At 63.8% G+C, this 18,207-nt stretch carries 8 protein-coding genes and 2 tRNA genes; 3 read left to right on the top strand and 7 right to left on the bottom strand.

Annotated elements, in window-relative coordinates:
- Nucleotides 1–216: 216 nt before the first annotated feature.
- The 6 genes from EV678_RS15850 to EV678_RS15825 all read right to left on the bottom strand — a co-directional run bounded on the left by EV678_RS15850 (nucleotide 217) and on the right by EV678_RS15825 (nucleotide 16,152).
- On the bottom strand, nucleotides 217–1,077 hold the full coding sequence (locus EV678_RS15850; protein WP_014236868.1) for a flagellin N-terminal helical domain-containing protein: 861 nt from the start codon (nucleotides 1,075–1,077) through the stop codon (nucleotides 217–219).
- A gap of 157 nt (nucleotides 1,078–1,234) precedes the next feature.
- Nucleotides 1,235–2,905 (bottom strand): tetratricopeptide repeat protein, encoded by a 1,671-nt coding sequence (locus EV678_RS15845; protein WP_130460204.1) that lies wholly within the window; start codon nucleotides 2,903–2,905, stop codon nucleotides 1,235–1,237.
- The gene (locus EV678_RS15840; protein ID WP_130460203.1) at nucleotides 2,902–4,605 is read right to left on the bottom strand and encodes a tetratricopeptide repeat protein; all 1,704 of its coding nucleotides are present in this window, start codon (nucleotides 4,603–4,605) and stop codon (nucleotides 2,902–2,904) included. Before EV678_RS15840 ends, EV678_RS15845 begins: the two co-directional genes overlap by 4 nt.
- 46 nt (nucleotides 4,606–4,651) lie before the next feature.
- Complete coding sequence (locus tag EV678_RS15835; protein WP_130460202.1) at nucleotides 4,652–13,462, bottom strand: TylF/MycF/NovP-related O-methyltransferase; 8,811 nt, start codon at nucleotides 13,460–13,462, stop codon at nucleotides 4,652–4,654.
- 52 nt (nucleotides 13,463–13,514) lie between these two features.
- Nucleotides 13,515–14,234 carry an FkbM family methyltransferase gene (locus EV678_RS15830; RefSeq protein WP_014236872.1) on the bottom strand — a complete coding sequence of 240 codons (720 nt, stop codon included), beginning with the start codon at nucleotides 14,232–14,234 and terminating at the stop codon, nucleotides 13,515–13,517.
- A gap of 139 nt (nucleotides 14,235–14,373) precedes the next feature.
- A complete protein-coding gene (locus EV678_RS15825; RefSeq protein WP_014236873.1) occupies nucleotides 14,374–16,152 on the bottom strand; it encodes a GGDEF domain-containing protein in 1,779 nt (592 codons plus the stop codon).
- A gap of 86 nt (nucleotides 16,153–16,238) precedes the next feature.
- Here EV678_RS15825 and EV678_RS15820 point away from each other — a divergent pair.
- Nucleotides 16,239–16,314: transfer RNA gene (locus EV678_RS15820), tRNA-Thr, on the top strand.
- A gap of 28 nt (nucleotides 16,315–16,342) precedes the next feature.
- Here the strand turns inward: EV678_RS15820 and EV678_RS15815 are convergent.
- Nucleotides 16,343–17,146, bottom strand: a complete 804-nt coding sequence (locus tag EV678_RS15815) for an IclR family transcriptional regulator (protein ID WP_130460201.1) — start codon at nucleotides 17,144–17,146, stop codon at nucleotides 16,343–16,345.
- Nucleotides 17,147–17,297: 151 nt separating this feature from the next.
- Between EV678_RS15815 and EV678_RS15810 the strand changes: the two genes are divergently transcribed.
- Both EV678_RS15810 and EV678_RS15805 read left to right on the top strand, forming a co-directional pair.
- Nucleotides 17,298–17,915, top strand: coding sequence for a ParA family protein (locus tag EV678_RS15810; protein WP_130460200.1), 618 nt, complete (start codon nucleotides 17,298–17,300; stop codon nucleotides 17,913–17,915).
- A gap of 121 nt (nucleotides 17,916–18,036) precedes the next feature.
- A tRNA-Met gene (locus tag EV678_RS15805) sits at nucleotides 18,037–18,113 on the top strand.
- The last annotated feature ends 94 nt before the right edge of the window (nucleotides 18,114–18,207 follow it).

The raw sequence follows: 18,207 nt of genomic DNA, 5'->3' as shown, positions 1-18,207 counted from the left end.
TACCACTTCGGGTAAAACTTCGGTGGCGAAGCCCGCCGCCTTTGAATCAATTATCGGAGCCGGGGAAGATAACTTTAGGTCTTTTTTTCGAAAACTTTTTTTGGCTTGCCTTAAAAAGAAAGAGGCACCCCTCCCGTCTCGCCCCATGCGCCCGTTGCAGGCCCATGAGGGGGGGAAAGGTGCCGCAAATATACTGGTAAGTAGCTGGTCAGCGCATTACTTCAAGAGGGTCAGTGCGCTTTGGGGAACGGTATTGGCTTGAGCCAGGATCGCGGTGCCTGCCTGCTGCAGAATCTGATTGCGAGTCAGTTGGGCGGATTCGGCGGCAAAGTCCGTATCCATGATGCGGCTCTTGGAGGCGCTGAGGTTTTCCACGTAGTTCTGCAGATTGGCGATCACGGCCTCGAAGCGGTTCTGCACGGCACCATAGGTGGAGCGCAGATTGGCGACTTGGGCGATGTCGAAGTCCAGCTTGGACAGGGCAGCAGAGGCGCCAGCGGAGGTGGTGACGTTGATGGTGCCGGTTGCCGTCAGGCCGGCACTATAGCTGTTCATGCCAGCGGATCCGGCAGCGGTCTGGGCCAGGTTGGTGGTGCTGATGGCCACCTGGTTGTCCGTGGAGCCGCTGTAGCCGATCTGGAAAGTGATGGTGGAAGCGCCGGACAGCAGCTTGGTGCCGTTGAACTCGGTGGTCTGAACGATACGGCTGATTTCCTGGGTCAGCTGATCCACTTCTTTTTGCAGCTGGCTGCGGTTGCTGTTGCTGATGGAACCGTTGGCTGCCTGCACGGAGATTTCACGAATCCGCTGCAGGTTGTTGGCGATCTGGCCCAGGGCGCCTTCGGCCGTTTGGCCGACGGAAATACCGTCGTTGGCGTTGCGGATGGCCTGGGTGTTGCCGCGGACGCCGCTGGTGATGCTTTCTGCCACGGCAAGGCCGGCTGCATCGTCTTTGGCGCTGTTAACCCGCAGGCCGGAAGACAGGCGTTGCAGGGACAGGCCGAGGGCGGCGTTGGAGTTGCTCAAATTGCGTTGCGCGTTGAGCGACGCAATATTGGTGTTGACGATGAGTGCCATATTTAGCTCCTTACCAGAGGGCAAATTGTTTGATACGGCTAATGCCCTGCTGGGCAATGCCGTTCTGGCTCTCTTAAAGCAACTGGTGTGCCACGTTTCTCAAGAGGGCCGGCAAGGAGTTTTCTGCGGGCCGGAAAGGCCCGTGGATTGCGGGTCTTTACATATCCTGCATTTTTGGGCGGGCGTTCCCGGCGAGACTTTCCAAATCCCGGCGAACGCTTTGCAGAACCGGCAACCATTGCCCCGGCATTTTTTGCCGGTACAGTTTGAGGCTGGGATACCAGGGGCTGTCTTGCCGCTCCTGGAGCCAGCGCCAGTCTGCATCCCGTGGCAGGAGCAGCCAGGCTGGCCGTCCCAAAGCCCCGGCAAGGTGGATGATGGCCGTGTCTACCGAAATCACCAGATCCAACTGGCTGACAATGGCTGCCGTGTCGGCAAAATCCCGGATGCCTGCCGTGACGTCCCGCAAACCTTGGGAAAGCTCGGCGGCCGGTAGTTGCAGGCTGATGAATTCAACCCCCGGCACCGCCAGTAATTCGACTAATTGGGCCAGGGGGCACGAGCGTTGGTGGTCATTGCGATGCCGGGGATTGCCTGCCCAGGCCAGGCCGACCCGGAAACGGCTTCGGGGGCCGAGCATGTCTTGCCAGTGGCGCACACGCGCTGCCTCAAGCGGCAGATAGGGAATGGGACCCGGCAGGTCGGCCAGACCGATGTGCAGCAGGTGGGGCAGGCTCATCAGCGGCAGATAGCACTGGCAGCCCCACGCATCTGCCGGCAGTTCCCCTGTCTGAGGGACCAGGTGGTCGATACCGGCAACGCCCTGGAGCAGGGGAATGAGGGAAGGCTGGCACTCCAGCGTGACTTTGGCGCCCCGACGCTGCAGTTCCGGGGCAAAGCGAACGAACTGCAGCGTATCTCCCAGGCCTTGTTCGGCTCTGAGCAGCAGGTGCTTGCCGGCCAGATCTTCCCCTTGCCAGCGGGGCAGGGTTGCCGCAAAACGGGTACGGGTACCGGCTGCCGCCCCCCATTCATATTCCTGCCAGCCGGCCTCCAGTTGGCCGAGGGCGAGCAGGGACATGGCGTAGTTCCAGTGGGCCAGGGCATAGTCGGGCGCCAGGGCGATGGCCTGGCGCTGGGCTTCCAGTGCTTCCTGATGCAGCCCCATGGATTTCAGGACGTTGCCCAGATTGGTCCAGGTCACTGCAGACCGGGGTATCAGGGCGGTTGCCCGCCGACAGTGCTCCAGCGCTTCTGCCGTGCGTCCCTGGGCCTGAAGCACAGTGCTCAGATTGGTCATGGCATCTGCGTGCTGCGGTGCCAGGCGCAGGGCCTGGAGGAAGGCCTGCTCGGCCTCCGCCAGCTTGTTCTGATCGAGTAGGATCAGGCCCAGGTTGTTGTGCAGGTTGGGCGTGTCCGGTGCCAGGAGCAGGGCGTTGCGCAGCGACAGTTCGGCCCCTTCGTACTGGCCCAACTGACGGAATATCTGGCCCAGATTGTCATAGGCCAGGGCGTTGCCCGGTTCCAGCTCCACCTGGCGCAGGGTCAGTTGCAGGGCCATCTCGGTCTTGCCGAGATTGAAGGCATTGACGGCCAGGTTGGTGATGCAGGGCACATGGTCCGGCGCCAGCTGGTAGGCCTTTTCGTAGGCGGTGAAAGCTGCCTCCCGGCGACCCAGCCGATCCCGGCACATGCCGAGGTTGAAATGTACCTGCCAGGCCTGGGGCGCCAATTGGGCGGCGGCAGCAAAGGCTTGTTCCGCCCCGGCCATGTCTCCCTGGCTGAAGCGTTGCTGGCCCTGTTGCAGCAGTTCGTCCAGCCGGCTCATCGCTCGCTCGCCCAGACGGCCAGCGCCGCTGTCAGCTGGGCGATGGCGCCCTCCCAGTCGCCGGGGCCGGGCTGGCGGAACTGGCGCAGGCTGGGATACCAGGGGCAATCGTCCCGCTGCAGCAGCCAGCGCCAGTCCGTATCCCAGCGGTTGAGCAGCCAGACGGGCTTGTTCAGGGCGCCGGCCAGGTGGGCCACTGCCGTATCGACGCTGATGACCAGATCCAGCTGTTCCACCAGGGCCGCTGTTTCGGCGAAGTCGGAAAGTTCGCCGCTGTAATCAAGGATGGGCCACTGCCCGGCCACCTCAGCAATCTGGGCGGTGGCTTCATCCTTTTGCAGGCTGACAAAACTGATGCCGGGCACCTGGGCCAGGGGCAGCAGTTGGCTCAGGTGAAGGCTGCGCCGGGCATCGAGGAGCACGGCATCGGCCATATGCTGGCGGCGGCCGCCGGCCCAGACCAGGCCGACCCGGGGCCGGGGCACCTCGGCGAGGCGCTGCTGCCAACGCTCGGCGCTGACCTGGGGGGCGCGCAGATAGGGCGTCCTGGCGGGGATGTCGTCCAGCCCGGTGTTGAAGGCCAGGGGCAGGGAGAGCAGGTGACAGTGCCAGTCGGTGTCGGGCACCGCTTCGCTCTCGTCTATCAGGGCATCGATGCAGTCCAGTTCCGCAAACAGGGGTTTGAGGGGGCGCTGGATGCGCACCGCAATCCAGGCGTCACGCTGCTTCAGCAGGGCGGCATAGCGGATGAACTGGAGGGAATCGCCCAGGCCCTGTTCGCAGAGCAGCAGGATGCGCTGCCCGGCAATGGGCTCGCCGCGCCACTGGGGCGTGGTGGGACGGTAGATGACGCCCTGGATATTGGACTGGCGCCGGTATTCGTAATCGGGCCAACCTTCCCGCAGCTGGCCCAGGGTGAGCAGTACCAGGGCCCGGTTCCAGCGGGCCAGGGGGTGTTCCGGGTCCAGGGCCAGGGCCTGGTCCAGGGTGAGGCGGGCGGCGGCCAGGTCCATGGATTCCATCTGGGTGATGGCCAGGTTGCAGTAGCCCACCGGGTCCTGGGGGGCGATGCGGATGGCCTGGCTGAAACTGGCGGCGGCAGCGGCCGCCTGGCCTTGTTTCATCTGGGCGTTGCCCAGTTCCACCCAGGCCCACAGCAGGTCGGGCGCAAGGCGGGTGGCACTTTCCGCCAGTTCCTGTGCCACCGCGTATTCACCCAGGTGGGAGCAGAGGGAGGCGAAGGCCGTGTAATTGCGCGGCTCTTGCGGATTGCAGTTGAGGGCGGCCGTGTAGGCGTCCACTGCATCGGGAAACTCCCGCAGCAGGACAAAGCCGCTGGCGATGCGGCGCCAGGTATCGTCGTCGGCCGGTTGCAGCGCTGCCGCCTGGACCAGGTCGGCCTTGGCGCCGGCTCCATCGCCCATGCGGATGCGGGTCATGGCCGCCTCGATACGGGCGTCAATGCTGCCTGGTAGCGCCGCCAGAACGCCCTGCCACAGGGCCAGGGCGTCGGCATGGCGTTGCTGGTCGCCGAGCAGGATGGCCAGATTGTGGGCCGTATCCAGATGCTGGGGCACCACCGCCAGAATTTGCCGGTAGTGGCGTTCTGCGGTGTGGCGGTCACCCCGCTGCTGGGCCTGGACGGCCTGGGCAAAACAGGCGGAGAGGGCTTCTGGAGTCTGGGGAAGGGCTTGGGTCATGTTCTCTAGGGGAAGGGGGCCGTCCACGCGGGACGGCCCCGCCGTTTCAGGGACGGGGGTCCGTCAGGGCGGCTTGCCATTCGTTGAGGCGGCTGCTCAACAGGTAGTGCCGGCGTACCCAGGCTTCCAGGATGTCGCCTTCCCTGGCTGCCGCATCCAGGTCGTGGGCCCGCTCCCGGATGGCCTGGACCCAGGCATCGGTCTCGTTGGCCACCCGCGTCACCGGCGCATTGTCGGTACGGTAGGGGAAGATGTCCGTGCAGATCACGGGCAGGCCCAGAATGCCGTACTCCAGCAGGCGCAGATTGCTTTTGGCCTCGTTGAAGGGATGCAGTTCCAGGGGGGCCACGGCCAGGTCGAGGTTGAGGCTGGCGAGCTTGGCCGGATAGGCTTCCACACCGACCTCGAAGGGATGGTATTCGGCCACATAGGGGCGAATCTCTTCGGGGCACATGCCGAAGAAAATCCAGTCCACCTCGTCGGCGGTTTGCTTCACCGCTTCGGCAATGATGGCTAGGTCGCCCGAGTGCTGCTGGGCGCCCGCCCAGCCAACGCGGGGCTTCTTGCCGGTACGGCGTCGGGAGGTAAGGTGGGCCCACAGGTCGTCCCGCAGGGAGTTGGGTACCAGCCGCACTTCGTCGGTCAGCTCCCGGGCAAAGTCGTACAGGGGCTGGGTGCTGACGATGACCCGGTCGCTCTGGCGGAACAGCTTGCGCAGACGATTGCGTCCGTCCCGGGGAATGTGGCGGTAGTTGGGGTTGTCCTTGGGCATGTGGGTGATCAGGTCATCCATCATGACCACGATGCGCATGTCCGGCCGGTGCTTGCGGAAATAGGTCTGCCATTCCACGGCAAGCGGTGAGAAATCCACCTGGATCATGTACACATCCGGATCCAGACGGTTCAGTTCCGTCAGGGTCGGATAACGCAGTTCGTGGTACTTCTTGGTCTGGACGATGGTGCTCTGCAGCGTGCCGGCCGCGCCCAGGGCGCGCAAGGGGGCGATGAAGCGGTATTCGCCGACGCCGCCGGCAGGCGGCTGGGCCAGGACCCGGGGGCGGTCGTGGAACTTGCGGTCCCAGTCGGCCACCAGCACCGGTTCCGGCGTATAGGAACTGCCGTCGAGCAGGGACAGGTGGCGGTTGTAGGCGGGATCATCGGCCAGCCATTTGTGCCAGCGCTGATGCATGAAGTCTGCCGTCTTCTCGTCCCGCACCGAAGCATCGGCGCGCTTGCGCAGATTGGACGACTCCAGGACGAGGGACTTGTTCTCGTGGTGCACCAGGGTGGCGCCGGGGGTCCATACCACCAGATGTCCGGCTTCCCGCAGGCGCAGGCAGAAATCCACGTCGTTGAAGAGGACCGGGGTATCCGTCTCATTCATGCCGCCCAGGTCCTGGTAGATGGATTTGCGCACCAGCATGCAGGCAGCGGTGACGGCGCTGTAATCCTGGTCCACCTGCAGGCGGTTCATGTAACCCGGCTCGTGCATGGAAACCTTGGAGAAGCAGTGAGCTGCCAGGCGGTCCAGGCCCAGGATCACCCCGGCATGCTGGATGGTGCCCTTCTCCGGATACACCAGGCGGGCGCCGACGGCGCCCACTTCCGGCCGCTGGCCGTGGTTGAGCATCTGCTCCAGCCAGTTCGGCTGCACGATTTCCGTGTCGTTGTTGAGCAGAACGACATATTCGCCCGTAGCCGCGGCCACGCCCAGGTTACACTGGGCGGAGAAGTTGAAGGGATGGTCGTAGGCAATGATGCGCACCCGCTCCCCGTGGTCCCGTTCCAGCTTGCGGTAGTAGTCCAGGGTGTCCGGCTCGTCGGTCTGGTTGTCCACCACGATGATTTCGTAGTTGTCGTAGGTGGTCTTTTCCAGCAGGCCGTCGATGCAGGGCTGCAGATACCAGACGCTGTCCCGGTTGGGGATGATGATCGAGACCCGGGGCCGCTCGGCATGCTGGTAGGCAATGCGCAGCGTACCGGGGACCATTGCGGCGCTGACCGTGGCGGCGATGTTGCGGCGGGCCAGGTGGGCTTCCACAGCGGCCTGGCGGGCCGCCTGGGCCAGGGGATGTTCGAGCAGGTTTTCCGGCAGGTGCAGCAGGGGCTCCGGCAGGTGGCCGATGGCGTCGGCACCGCAGCGGTCGTGCAGGCGCCACAGAGCCTCGTATTGCCAGGCGCCGGGGTAGGGGTGGAAACCGCCGATTTCCTGCAGGGCTTCGCGCTTGAACCACAGGGCCGGGCCCACGTAATCCATGGCGCGCAGATAGTCCAGGTTGAAGTCGGGTTTGAACCAGGGGGCGCAGCGGAAACCGGCCGGACCGATATGGTCATGGTCGGTGTAGATGGCCTGCCACTTGGGGTCCAGATTGGCGTAGTCGGCCACGGCGATGGCCCAGTGGGGCTCGAAGGTGCTGCCGACCGGAATCAGGGTGAGCCAGTCGCTGGCCAAGGTGTCGCTGACCTGGTTCAGGGCCCGGGCCAGCAGCTCTGGGTCATCCAGGCTGTCCAGTTGCAGCCAGCCGAGGATGTCCGTCTGCTCGAAAATCGGGTCCGGCGCCGGCGTATCCGCCAGTACGACCAGTTTCCAGTCCTGGTACAGCTGGGTCTGCAGGGAGGCCACGGTCTGCGCCAGGCGCGCCTGTTCGCCGGCTGCCACGACAGTCAGCAGCAGCAGGGCGGGGCGCTCCTTCCAGCGGGTCAGCATGCGCTCGGCAAAGAGCTGGGCGTCGATTTCCTGGATGGTCTTGCGATCCACCCAGCGACGGTAGTCGGCCCGTTGCTGGTAATGCAGGTGCACCCGGTCCACTTCCGGACCCGACAGTTCGAAGTTGCCGGAGAGGGATTCGGAGGTGGCCCAGAAAATACTGGTGATGGTGGGGATGTGCTTGAGAGGGTACTTCTCGCCGATGCGAAGCCACATGTCCTGGTCGCCGATGGCCGCATAGCTTTCGTCGAAAAGTCCTAACTCCTCATGCACCTTGCGCCGCCACATGGGGTGGCAGCCGACCATGCATTGCTCCAGCAGTTGCTGGAACGAATAGGGCGGCCAGAACTGACTGCCGCCGATGACCACCGTGTCGAAATTCTGGTGGGGCAGGGGGCTCAGCAGGGAGTCGCCATAGACCACCATGACTTCGGGGCTGGCGTCCAGTTCCCGCATCAGGGCTTCGCAGGCGGTGTTCTTGAGGCGGTCGTTGGTGCTGCAGGAAATCAGGTATTCGCCGCGGGCTTCGCGGATGGCCAGGTTCCATGCCGGATAAACGCCGATGCGCTCCGGTGTGCGGATGTAGCGGATGTTGGCGTGCTTGGCCTGGTAGCGACGGACGATTTCGCCTTCGTTCTGCGGCGAGTCGGCGTCGATGACCAGGATTTCGATCTGGTCGGCCACGGTCTGGGCCAGCAGGTCGTCCAGGCACTCGCCGATGAATTCTGCCGACTTGTAGGTGGAAATAATGGCCGTGATGCGGGGCTTGAAGGTGCTGTCCGTATCCGTCGTCCGGAGGGCGTCGGGCAGGCGGCTGTAGAAGGCCTGGTCGGGCGCTGTGCTGGTCGCGCCGAGGAAGACCTGCAGGACTTCCCGGGCCGATGCCGTCTGGTCCAGGGCGGTCAGGATGTGCAGCAGGTTGAGGACGATGGCCGGATTGCCGGGCGCCGCTTCAAAGGCCTGCACCGACCAGTTGAGGCCTTCCTGCAGGTGGTTGCTGCTGTGGCAGAGCACGGCCAGATTATCCAGGGTCCGGGGATTCTTGGCGTCCGCCTGCAGCGCCTGTTCCAGCCGCGCCAGGGCACCTTCGGGTTCGGCCAGGGCCAGCAGGCACTCGGCTTCCCAGTTGAGCTGTTCCGCCGGCGAAGCGAAGGTCATGCGGCCTTCCTGGGCGGTCAGCAGCTCCAGGTAGAGCTGGCGATACTTCTCGGCTTGCCGGTGGCTGTCGAAGTCGTTTTCGGCTTTGGCCCGGCAACGCTCGCTCCAGGCTGCCGGCGTCTGTTCGGCCAGCACCCTGAGGATCAGGGCAGCCAGTGCATCGACATCGCCAGGGGCGGCCAGCCAGCCGGTCTCGCCATCGACGACGATATCGGGCAAGCCGCCGACGCGGAAGCCGACCACCGGAATGCCGCAGGCCAGGGCCTCCACCGCGGTGTTGGGCAGGTTGTCCTCGCGGGATGGCAGCACCAGCAGGTCGGCCAGGCCGTAGACCTCGGGCAGACGGGATTCGTCGCTGATATCCCCCAGGTGCACGAAGCGGAAACCGGCCGGCGGCGTGAAATCGGCGGCCAGGCTGCCAAAGGCGGCCAGGGTGATGGGGCGTTCCGGAGCCTGGGTGGCCAGGGCCGCCAGGGCCGCCAGCAGCAGGTCAAAGCCCTTGCGCCGGTTCTGAATGCTGTCGGCGCCGAAAAGGACGACGGCCGCATCGGCTTCGATATGCCACTGGCGCCGCAGGGCGGCCCGGTCCAGGGGGCGGAAACGTTCCAGGTCGATGCCGTTGGCAATGACCTCGACCCGCTTGCCGGCGAACAGGGGACTCTTGCGGGCGCAATCGGCGAGCCAGTGGCTGGGGGCGACTACCGTCAGATCCAGGTCGGCATAGGCGGCCTGGCGTTGCAGCCAGGTTTGCCGGGAGGCGTCAGACTCATCGCGGGAGCCGAGCATGGGGCATTGGCCGCAACCCGGATTGCGGGCGTAGGCTTCGCACTCGCCCGCATAGTGGCAGCCGCCGGTGAAGGCGGCCATGTCGTGCAGGGTCCAAATCACCGATTTGCCGGCAAAGGTCCGGGGCGCGGTGGGAAAATTGACCATTCCCGCCACCCAGTGGAAGTGGGCGATGCGGACACTGTCGAAACCGCCGAGGCGAGCCAGTTCCAACGGGGAGGTGGCGTTGCTGAAGACTTCGATGAACGGGGCCCGGGCCGGGTAGGCCCCCAGGGTCTTGCCCCAGGCCTGGGTGGCTTCCGCCAGATAGGGTGAGCCGCCGGGGGAGAGCACTGTCCGGGCTTGTGCCCCGTTGGGGCAGAGCAGGGCGACATCGGTGCCCTGGCTGGATTTCTGCAGCACGGCCATGCCGGCTTCGACACCGTCGCTGACCAGGGCATTGCGCAGGCGGGCAGCCGCCATGCCGGCGCCGCCCCGTTCCCAGGTGCTGAAGTGGAGGATCGGTGCCAGGGGCAAGGCGGTGGTGGGGGCGGCGGCAGCTTTGGGTTTGTTGAAGCGCACGCCGACGGCATCGATGGGCTCGATGGGGAAGCGCACCTGACGTTCGCTCTGGAATTCTTCGATGGCTTGGCGGCAGCCTTCCCAGTGGCCGTAGTCGTCCACCTGGAAAATGCCCTGGTCCGTGACCTGGTCGTAGAGATTGTCGAGGATGGCCCGGGTCGAGGAATACCAGTCGCCATCCAGGTGCAGCAAGGCGATTTCGCCCAGATTGTGGCGCTCCACCGGCAGGGTGTCTTCAAAGAAACCTTTGACCGTCACCAGGATGTGTTCGGCGCCCAGCTTGCGGCAGGCTTCCCGGACACTGTCTTCCGGAGCCGCGCAGGTGCCGGTGCCCCAGCCTGTGTCCTCCGCATGCTGGCCCCGGTGGGTGTCGTTTTCCCCGGGAGTCGGCATGCCGGAGAAGGAGTCGAAGGCGAACAGCTTGCGCGGCCGCTTGCTGTGGCGGGCGATGACTGCGGCAACCAGGGCCGAGGAGCCGCCGGCGGCGACGCCGCATTCGACGAAGTTGCCCGGCAGATCCGCTGCGCAGATACGCATGGCGCTGTCGTAAAGCGAGCGCAGGCGCGCTTCGCTGAGCATGGTGTAGGGACGGATCACCTGCAGCAGCTCACTGAATTCGTCCACGGCCGGCGCCTGGCCGGCCTTGCGGTCGTCTACCCGTTCAAGCAGGGCGCGGGCTTCGGCGTTGTCCGGGAAGAAGCGCAATTCTTCCCGCAGACATTCGGCGACGTGCCAGGGCTGGTTGAGGGCAGCAAAGCAGCGGGCGCGAAGCACATCAAGACCGATGGTGGGGATGCGGGCCTTCTTGGCGTCGATCACCAGATTGAGGGCCTCCTGGGCCTGGCCCTGGGCCAGGGCGCCTTCGGCTCGCTGCATCAGGGCCAGTACTTCGGCGCTGTTGCCGGGGATGCTGCCGTTGGGGCTGGCCTGAGTCGGTACGGCAGGCGCCGCAGCGGCGGTGGAACGGGCGGACTGCGCCGGTTGGGCCAGGTGGCGCCGAATGATGCGGTCGAAGTGCGCCGCCCGCCATTCCATGGCGTAGTCCCGGCGGCAACGTTCCTTGCCGCGCCGGGCGATGGCTTCCCGTTGCTCGGGATGGGCCAGGTAGTAGCGCACCTTGTCGATCAGCTCTTCCCGGTCGGAGAAGGTCTCGACTTCCAGGCCCGCCTCGAAATAGTCGCTCAGGTTGTCGAAGCGTTCGGTGATGAGGAAACGCCCGGCGCCGGTGACCTCGAACAGGCGCATGTTGACCGTTTCACCCCGGCCCACGTCCAGGGGGCGGCCGCTGGCCGGGTCGAACATCCAGTGGTCGGCCCGGCTGTCGACGACGATGCGGGCGCTGGCCAGGGTTCGGTACATCTCCATGCCGTATACCGGTGGTTTGATGTAGGGCGTCAGTACTGCCGGGATTCCCTGGGTCTGGCCGCTGAGATGCAGGGCCAGGGAGAACGGGGCTGTCGGGTCGCCGGCCGCCTCGGCCAGGGCCAGCAGTTGCTGGTTACGTTTTTCGTGCTGACCGATGGTCCATTGGCCGGTGAACAGGACGTCGCTCTGCAGTTCGATCCCGTTCAACTGGGGATTGAGCCAGTTGGGGTGGCCCGGGAAAAAGTGGGTGGCATCGGCGGCCCCGAGCTTCAGGGCCAGTTCGCGAATGCCGCTCAGGCCCGAAAGCATGGTGTCAAAACCGTGCCAGCGGGTCTCCGGCGGCGCCAGTGCGCCGCGCCAGCCAAGCACCAGGCGAGGCTGGTAGCTGAGGCTCTGGAGGAAGCGGGAGTCAAAACTGATGGGTTCGCTCAGATAGAGGATTTCCGGCCGGTAGGTCTCAACCTGTCGGCGCACCACATCCATCATGCCGATGCCGTTGGGCAGGCCGTGCTGGGCGGCCCAGCGGCCCTGGGAAATGGGGTCGTTGGCGACAATCAGTTGGCAGTCGTAGCCGAGAGCGCCCAGATAGGGCGTGAGCATGTGGTTGGCGCTGAAAGCATCGGCTTCCAGCGCCTTGATCATGGTGGAAAAATCCTGGCTCGGCAGGGCCGGCCGCTTGGCGTAGAACTGTTCCAGATAGGCCGGATAGAAGGTGTGTATCTGTAGAAAGCCCAGGTGCTTCTTGGCCGGTTCGGCCATGGGCTGCTGGGCGTTCTCGCCGGTTCTGTCCACCGCCTTGCGGATGGTCTCCAGGGCCGGCTCCGTCGTGGCGGCATACTGTTGATAGTTGTCCAGGATGGCCCCGGCAATGCCGTACTCACCCAGGGAGACCAGGGCGCGGGTCAGGGCCTCGGTGACGTCCAGGCGTTCCGGCTCCTTCTGGATCAGATGGCTCCAGTGGGCAATGGCTCCCTCCTGATCGCCGAGCGCCTGCAACGTACTGGCATGACAGCGTTCCAGTTCGGAATCGTCGGGGTCATCGGCCAGGGCCTGGGCCATGTCCTTGGCCGCTGCTGCCAACTGGCCGGCCTGGATCTTGGCTTGCACCGCCCAGAGGCGCTCTTGCCGTGCGGGGGTCAGTGCGGCAGGTTCCAGGGCTGCCGGCAAGGGCAGCCAATGGAGGTGCTGGGGAAGATTGAGAAGCGCAGCGCGGACCTGCACATAGCTTTCCGCCTGGCGGCCGACCAGGCTGGCCACTTGCTGTCCTGGATTGCCCGGCAGTCGAATGTCCACCTGCCAGCCGTTGGTGGCGAAGCCTTCGGGGCGCTGGGTGACGTCTCCCTGCAGGAACAGGACGCCGCTGTCGCTCAGGGCCGACCACAGGGCTTGGAGTTCCTGGGCGTCGGCGAGGGCGCTGCCGATGACCAAGTCCATCTTGCCGGCAACCGCTTCGGGCCAATTGCTCTCGCCGGCATGAAAACCGCGGCGGTTCAGACTGGTGGTTCCAACCTGAGTAGCCAGTTGATCCAGGGGCAAGGCCGCAGTGGCAGTGGTGACGTAGGACTCGACACCGGTCAGCGTCTGGAGCAGGACGCCGGTCAGGTCGCCGCCCACTCCGTCCAGCAGGCTGACTCCCCGGCGTGGCCCCAGCAGATGCCGTAACAGGGCCGCCGTGCCCCAGGAGGAAGTGATGGACTCCCGTGCCAGTTCGGCACTTCGGGCCGTATTCAGAATAGTGCGGCAGCGATTTTCCACTGTCTCCGGCAGGTACTGGAGGCGTTCGCGTAGCCAAGGCAGATACTGGTCTGCCAGGTCTTCATCGGTGCAGAAATAGGTGAGTTTGTGCGCCGCTAGATTGCTCAGCTGCTGGGAAAACTGCTGGTACAGCTTTTCGGACAGTAACGGGTCCTGCTCCCCCGGCAAACCCTTGCCCGGGGCATGGGCCAGGACGATTCCCAGATGGGGCCGCAAGGCGGTGGATTGGCTGCCATACCAGCGGATCAGGGCATCCAGCTCGGCAAGCTGGGGTGCCAGAACGAGGATGTAGTCGCCAGCATCGCATTGGGTGCCGAGGGTGACGGAGAGCCAGCGGAAAGCCTCCTGGCCCTGTTGGTCAAAGCTTTCTCCCATGGCCTGGCCTGCCTGAACGGCGGAAGCTTGGCGTTCCAGTTTCTGGACGGGCAGGCCTTGTTGCGGGGCCCCGGTCTCGAGAGCAGCCGCCAGTTCCTTGGCGACGGGGGGATTTGCGGAGGCGTTGAGGCTGGCGATGAAGAGGCGCATGGGGAATCAAATCCTTGCCTGGAGACGGGTTGCACGCATGGGCGGAAGGTAATTATTTCTTGAAGCAGACGATGTTCTGAAAAGCAAAGATTTCGCATTGAACCGGCGAGTAGTGCTCAATTGGGTAGTAGCCATTGGGCAGGAGACGGAAAAAGCGATAACCCTTCAGATAATCGAAGAAGTCCTTGAAGTAGGTGCGGGAAGCAATGTTCATCTCGTTGAATTCAAACTGGATGGCTTGCACCATGCCTTTTTCGAGACATTGGGCCGCACCCTTGAAAACCTCGAGTTCATGTCCTTCCACGTCCACCTTGAGCAGGTCGATGTGCTCAATCCCAAGTTCGGGGATGACGGCGTCCAGAGTGCGTATTTCGATGTCGAAACTGCGGTGGGGGCGCTGATGGATATCGGTGAAGACTTCTGCATAGAGCGAAGCGTGGGATGACGCCTGGTCCGCATAGTCATACATCGTGAAGCTGCCGGCAGCTGAGCCCATGCCCACATTGAAGGCCTGGATGTTCGGCAGATTGCGCCGCAGCTTCTGGTAGGTTTCAGGATGGGGCTCGAAAGCGAATACTTGAGCCGAAGGGCAGGACTCCAGTGCCAGGCCCGAATAGAGGCCCACATTGGCGCCTACGTCGACCACGACGGGAGCTATTTTTCCCTTGAGGTGATTCCTGAGGAAGAAGGCTTCGCCCGAATGCTGCATGGACTGCCAGTTGAGAATGCCAATGCGGTAGAGCTGGGAAGCGAAATCTTGCTCAGTGTTCATCCTGGATCCTAGAGAGGTATGGGCAAGGCCCAGATCAAGGCTAAAGCTAAAGCACGACTTGTACCATTTTTTTATGGCTTGCCCCAGCCCCGTCCAATAAATAACAGGGCCTAGGTTGGCCGTAGGCTTCGTCTTCAGGTTAGGCCGTCACCACCCGGTTCTTGCCCGTGCGCTTGGCTTCGTACATGGCCGTATCTGCCCGCTTGATGGCCGCGGCCTGGTCTTCGCCGGGCTGGTAGGCAGTGACGCCGGCGCTGAAGGTGATCAGCAGCTTCTGGTTGTCGTGCATGAAGTAGTGCTTGGTCAGCTCCCGCTGCAGCCGTTGCAGGGCGTGGGTCGAGTCTTCCAGGCCGGTGTCCGGCAGCAGGATGACAAACTCCTCGCCGCCGAAGCGGGCCACCAGGTCGGTGGGGCGCATGGTGTTCTTGATGACCGTGATGAGGTGGATCAGGGCGGCGTCGCCGGCGTCGTGGCCCAGGCTGTCATTGAGCTTCTTGAAGTTGTCGATGTCCAGGATGGCCAGGCAGAGGGAGGTGCGCCGCCGCTGGGTGCGGGCCGTTTCCTTGGCGAAGGCTTCCTCCAGGCCGTGGCGGTTGAGGGCGCCGGTGAGCTGGTCGTGGCGCACCAGGGTGCTGGCCTTGTCCAGCTCGCCCTGCAGTTCGGCCACCCGCTGTTCCGATTCCCGCACCCGCTGCTGGGTGGCCCGCAGTTCGTCGCGGGAGCGCTGGGCATTGAGCTGGATGATGCGGGTTTCGTGCATCACTTCGTCAATGACGGCCCGCAGGTCGGCAATGTTGTTGGCCGTGGCAATGCGCTGGGCACAGGCCTCCACCTTGTCATGGTAGTCGGAGGTGGAGTCGGCGAAATCGGCCAGATGGTCCACGAAGCCCGCCAGCATGTGCTTCAGGGCCTCCTGGGCTTCGCTCAGGCTGTGTTTGAGCTGGCTCTGCTTGAAGATGACTTCCTTGATGCGCTGCTCGGCGTCGTCAATGGTGCGCAGGGAGAGGGGGCTGGTGACGATGTCCCGCACCATTTCGATCTGACCATGCAGCCACTGGTCGTCTTCCACCAGTTCGCTGACGTTCTCGATCAGCAGTTGCAGCAGATGCAGCAGGCCGGTACGCAGCTCCCGCTGGTCATCCGCCAGCAGTTCGAGGCGGAAGGCGAACTGCTTGAGCTTGTCCAGCAGCTTTTTCAGGGCCTTTGTGTCCTGGGCCCGGCGCACGGCGCTGGCCAGGGTACGGGCTTCTTCCACCAACTGGGGCGACTCCACCAGCTGGGTGGCGACGGCCGTTTCCAGGGTGAAGGCAAACAGTTCCCGCAGTTCGCCGACCAGGGCGTTGTCGGCGCTGGCCGGTGCTGTGGTCGCGGCGACAGCATCGGCACCGTTGTCCTCCGCTGCCATCTCGGGGGCGTCGGCCAGGGGTGTGCCGCCGGCGTCCGCATTCTGGTTCCAGGAAGTGAGGAGCCCTTTCAGGCGGGTGAAGAGCAGGTCCGGATCCTTGCCGGCACTGGATAGCACGTGTTCCAGGGAGTCCCGTTTCTTGCCGGGCGTCAGGCCGGCATGATGGGTTTCCCATTGCCGGATCAGTTCGGCAATGAGGTCGCTCCAGGGCGGCGGTTCGCTGCTGGCTTCGGTACAGAACGCCTTCCAGGTGTTCTGGAAGCGTTCCCAGCTCTTGTCCCGGATCGCCTCGTCGAAAGACCTGGCAAGGCGCTGCTGGGCCGGTCGGCTGCGGTCAAGGGCGGCCGCCAGGCTTTTGCACTGCTTTTCCGGGAACGGCTCATCCCCCGGCGGGTGTTCGGCAATTTCGTTGTAGAGAGTGAAGTAATTGTCCGGAGTCGGCGGTATGCGCCGGACGGCCAGTTGCCGGAGGACTTCACGAGCAATTTCGGAGGGATTGGAGAGGGCAGCCATGGAATTTGAGTCTTGCTCGAAGATTGCAGCCTATTCTATATGCGACAGCACGTCAGGGGGCATGCCTCGGTTATAATGGCGGCCCCGCCGGGTTAGCTCAGTAGGTAGAGCAGCGCACTTGTAATGCGAAGGTCACCAGTTCGATTCCGGTACCCGGCACCATCCCTCTCTCTTTTCCCTGTTTGCCTGTTCAGGCCGGGCCCGGTTCGTGATAACCCAGCCGGTGCGATAAATCCTGGGCGGCTTGCCGGATGGCGGCGGCAATGTTGCTGTCCCAGTCGCTGGCAAAGTTGCCGATCGGCCCCAGGGAAGTGATTGCCGCCACCATGGTGCCCGTCTGATTGAATACCGGCGCACTGAAACCGTTGATACCCGGAGAGTAGCTGCCGCTGGCCCGGGCAATGCCCTGGTTGCGGATTTCCGATAGCAGGCCGTCCATTTCCCGGCGCGCAGCCGCCAGGGTGGTGCCGTTCGCTTCCGCGTTCGCCTTGATTTCGACTTCCAGCAGCTGACGCAGGTAGGGGGAGCGGAAAAAGGCGGCAAACGCCCGACCCGTGGCCGAACTGGCCAGCGGCAGGACGGTACCGGCGCGCAACGCAACGGTGATCGGTCCGCCGGCCTCCAGCAGGCGGACCACAGTGGCGCCATGATTTCCCCATACGGCCAGGGCAACGGTTTCGCCCAGGCGCTCGCAGAGATCTTCCAGTATCGGGGTGGCGAGGCGAACCGGATCCAGCCGGCCCATGGCGGCCAAGCCCAGTTCCAGGGAGAAACTGCCCAGGTCATAGCGGCCGCTGGTCTGGTCCTGCTCGACCAGGCCCATGCGAATGAGGCTGACCAGGTAGCGGTGGGCCTTGGCGGCGGGCATGCCGGCAGCCTTGGCCAGGTCCCGCAGCATCATGGCGCGGCCATTGGCTGCCAGCGCCTGCAATAACTTGCCCCCCACTTCGATGGATTGAATTCCCTGGCGGTCCTTGGTTTTTGGCTTTTCCATATATGACTTAAGTAGCAAACCCGGTCGCCATATTACATCCGTGTGCGCCCAATCGGGGAGCCGCCGCTGTCAGTACCTTCGCATATAATCATCCGAGACCGTTGTGGCCCAAATGCCAGTTCGGCTTTTATCGAGTGAGAAAGGGGTGGGTATGCAAGCAATTCTGGTGGCCAATCCGAAGGGGGGGTGTGGCAAGACAACCTTGGCGACAAATCTGGCCGGCTATTTCGCCAACCAGGGCAACAAGGTCACCTTGTGCGATTTGGATCGCCAGCAATCCTCCCTGCGCTGGATGGCCTTCCGCGATCCGGAGATGGCACCGGTGACCGGATACTTTGCGGGTAATCAGGTGATGTTCAATCCGCCCCAGGATGTGGATCAGGTGGTGCTGGACGCCCCGGCCGGCCTGCAGGGCTATAAGCTTTCCGACTACCTGCGTCGTGTCGATAAGGTTATCGTTCCGGTGGTACCTTCCATATTTGATATGGCGGCAACGGAGGATTTCCTCAATTCATTGCGCCAGGAAACCCGCGGTCGGCGGCAGATGCTGGGTATTGTTGCCATGCGGGTGGATCCCAGAACCCGTGCGGCAGTGATGCTGGAGGAGTTTTTGCGTCATTTCGATATTCCCATTGTTAGTTATCTGCGCAACACCCAGAACTACGTAAACGTAGCTGCCGCAGGGCTTTCCGTCTTTGACCCTCCCCGCGCCAAGTTCAAGCGAGATCACGAACAGTGGGATTCCCTCTTGCAGTGGCTCTCCGACTAGGCTATAGTTCGCCTCCCTCGACGCACCAGCCGGTGCAGCCAAGCGAAAGCAAAGCAAGAAACAAACCGGCAGGGGTTGACGAGGTGTAGAGAAAGCGATAATATCTCGCTTCTCTGACGGACGCGGGGTGGAGCAGTCTGGCAGCTCGTCGGGCTCATAACCCGAAGGTCGTAGGTTCAAATCCTGCCCCCGCAACCAGCTCTTTAAAAAATAGGACAACCGATAGGTGTAGGTGCTTGGTTGGGTGTTCCGGCTTAGGTCGGACAAATGAATCAAGCGCTTGCACAAAGAT

The sequence above is a fragment of the Azospira oryzae genome (assembly GCF_004217225.1).
In the GTDB taxonomy this organism is placed as follows: Bacteria; Pseudomonadota; Gammaproteobacteria; order Burkholderiales; family Rhodocyclaceae; genus Azospira; species Azospira oryzae.
This window is presented reverse-complemented; position numbering and strand designations above follow the sequence as displayed.

Coding starts and splice junctions, on each gene's coding strand:
- EV678_RS15815 (WP_130460201.1), bottom strand. CDS start 17,146: ATGGAAAAGCCAAAAACCAAGGACCGCCAGGGAATTCAATCCATCGAA.
- EV678_RS15835 (WP_130460202.1), bottom strand. CDS start 13,462: ATGCGCCTCTTCATCGCCAGCCTCAACGCCTCCGCAAATCCCCCCGTC.
- EV678_RS15810 (WP_130460200.1), top strand. CDS start 17,298: ATGCAAGCAATTCTGGTGGCCAATCCGAAGGGGGGGTGTGGCAAGACA.
- EV678_RS15850 (WP_014236868.1), bottom strand. CDS start 1,077: ATGGCACTCATCGTCAACACCAATATTGCGTCGCTCAACGCGCAACGC.
- EV678_RS15845 (WP_130460204.1), bottom strand. CDS start 2,905: ATGAGCCGGCTGGACGAACTGCTGCAACAGGGCCAGCAACGCTTCAGC.
- EV678_RS15830 (WP_014236872.1), bottom strand. CDS start 14,234: ATGAACACTGAGCAAGATTTCGCTTCCCAGCTCTACCGCATTGGCATT.
- EV678_RS15840 (WP_130460203.1), bottom strand. CDS start 4,605: ATGACCCAAGCCCTTCCCCAGACTCCAGAAGCCCTCTCCGCCTGTTTT.
- EV678_RS15825 (WP_014236873.1), bottom strand. CDS start 16,152: ATGGCTGCCCTCTCCAATCCCTCCGAAATTGCTCGTGAAGTCCTCCGG.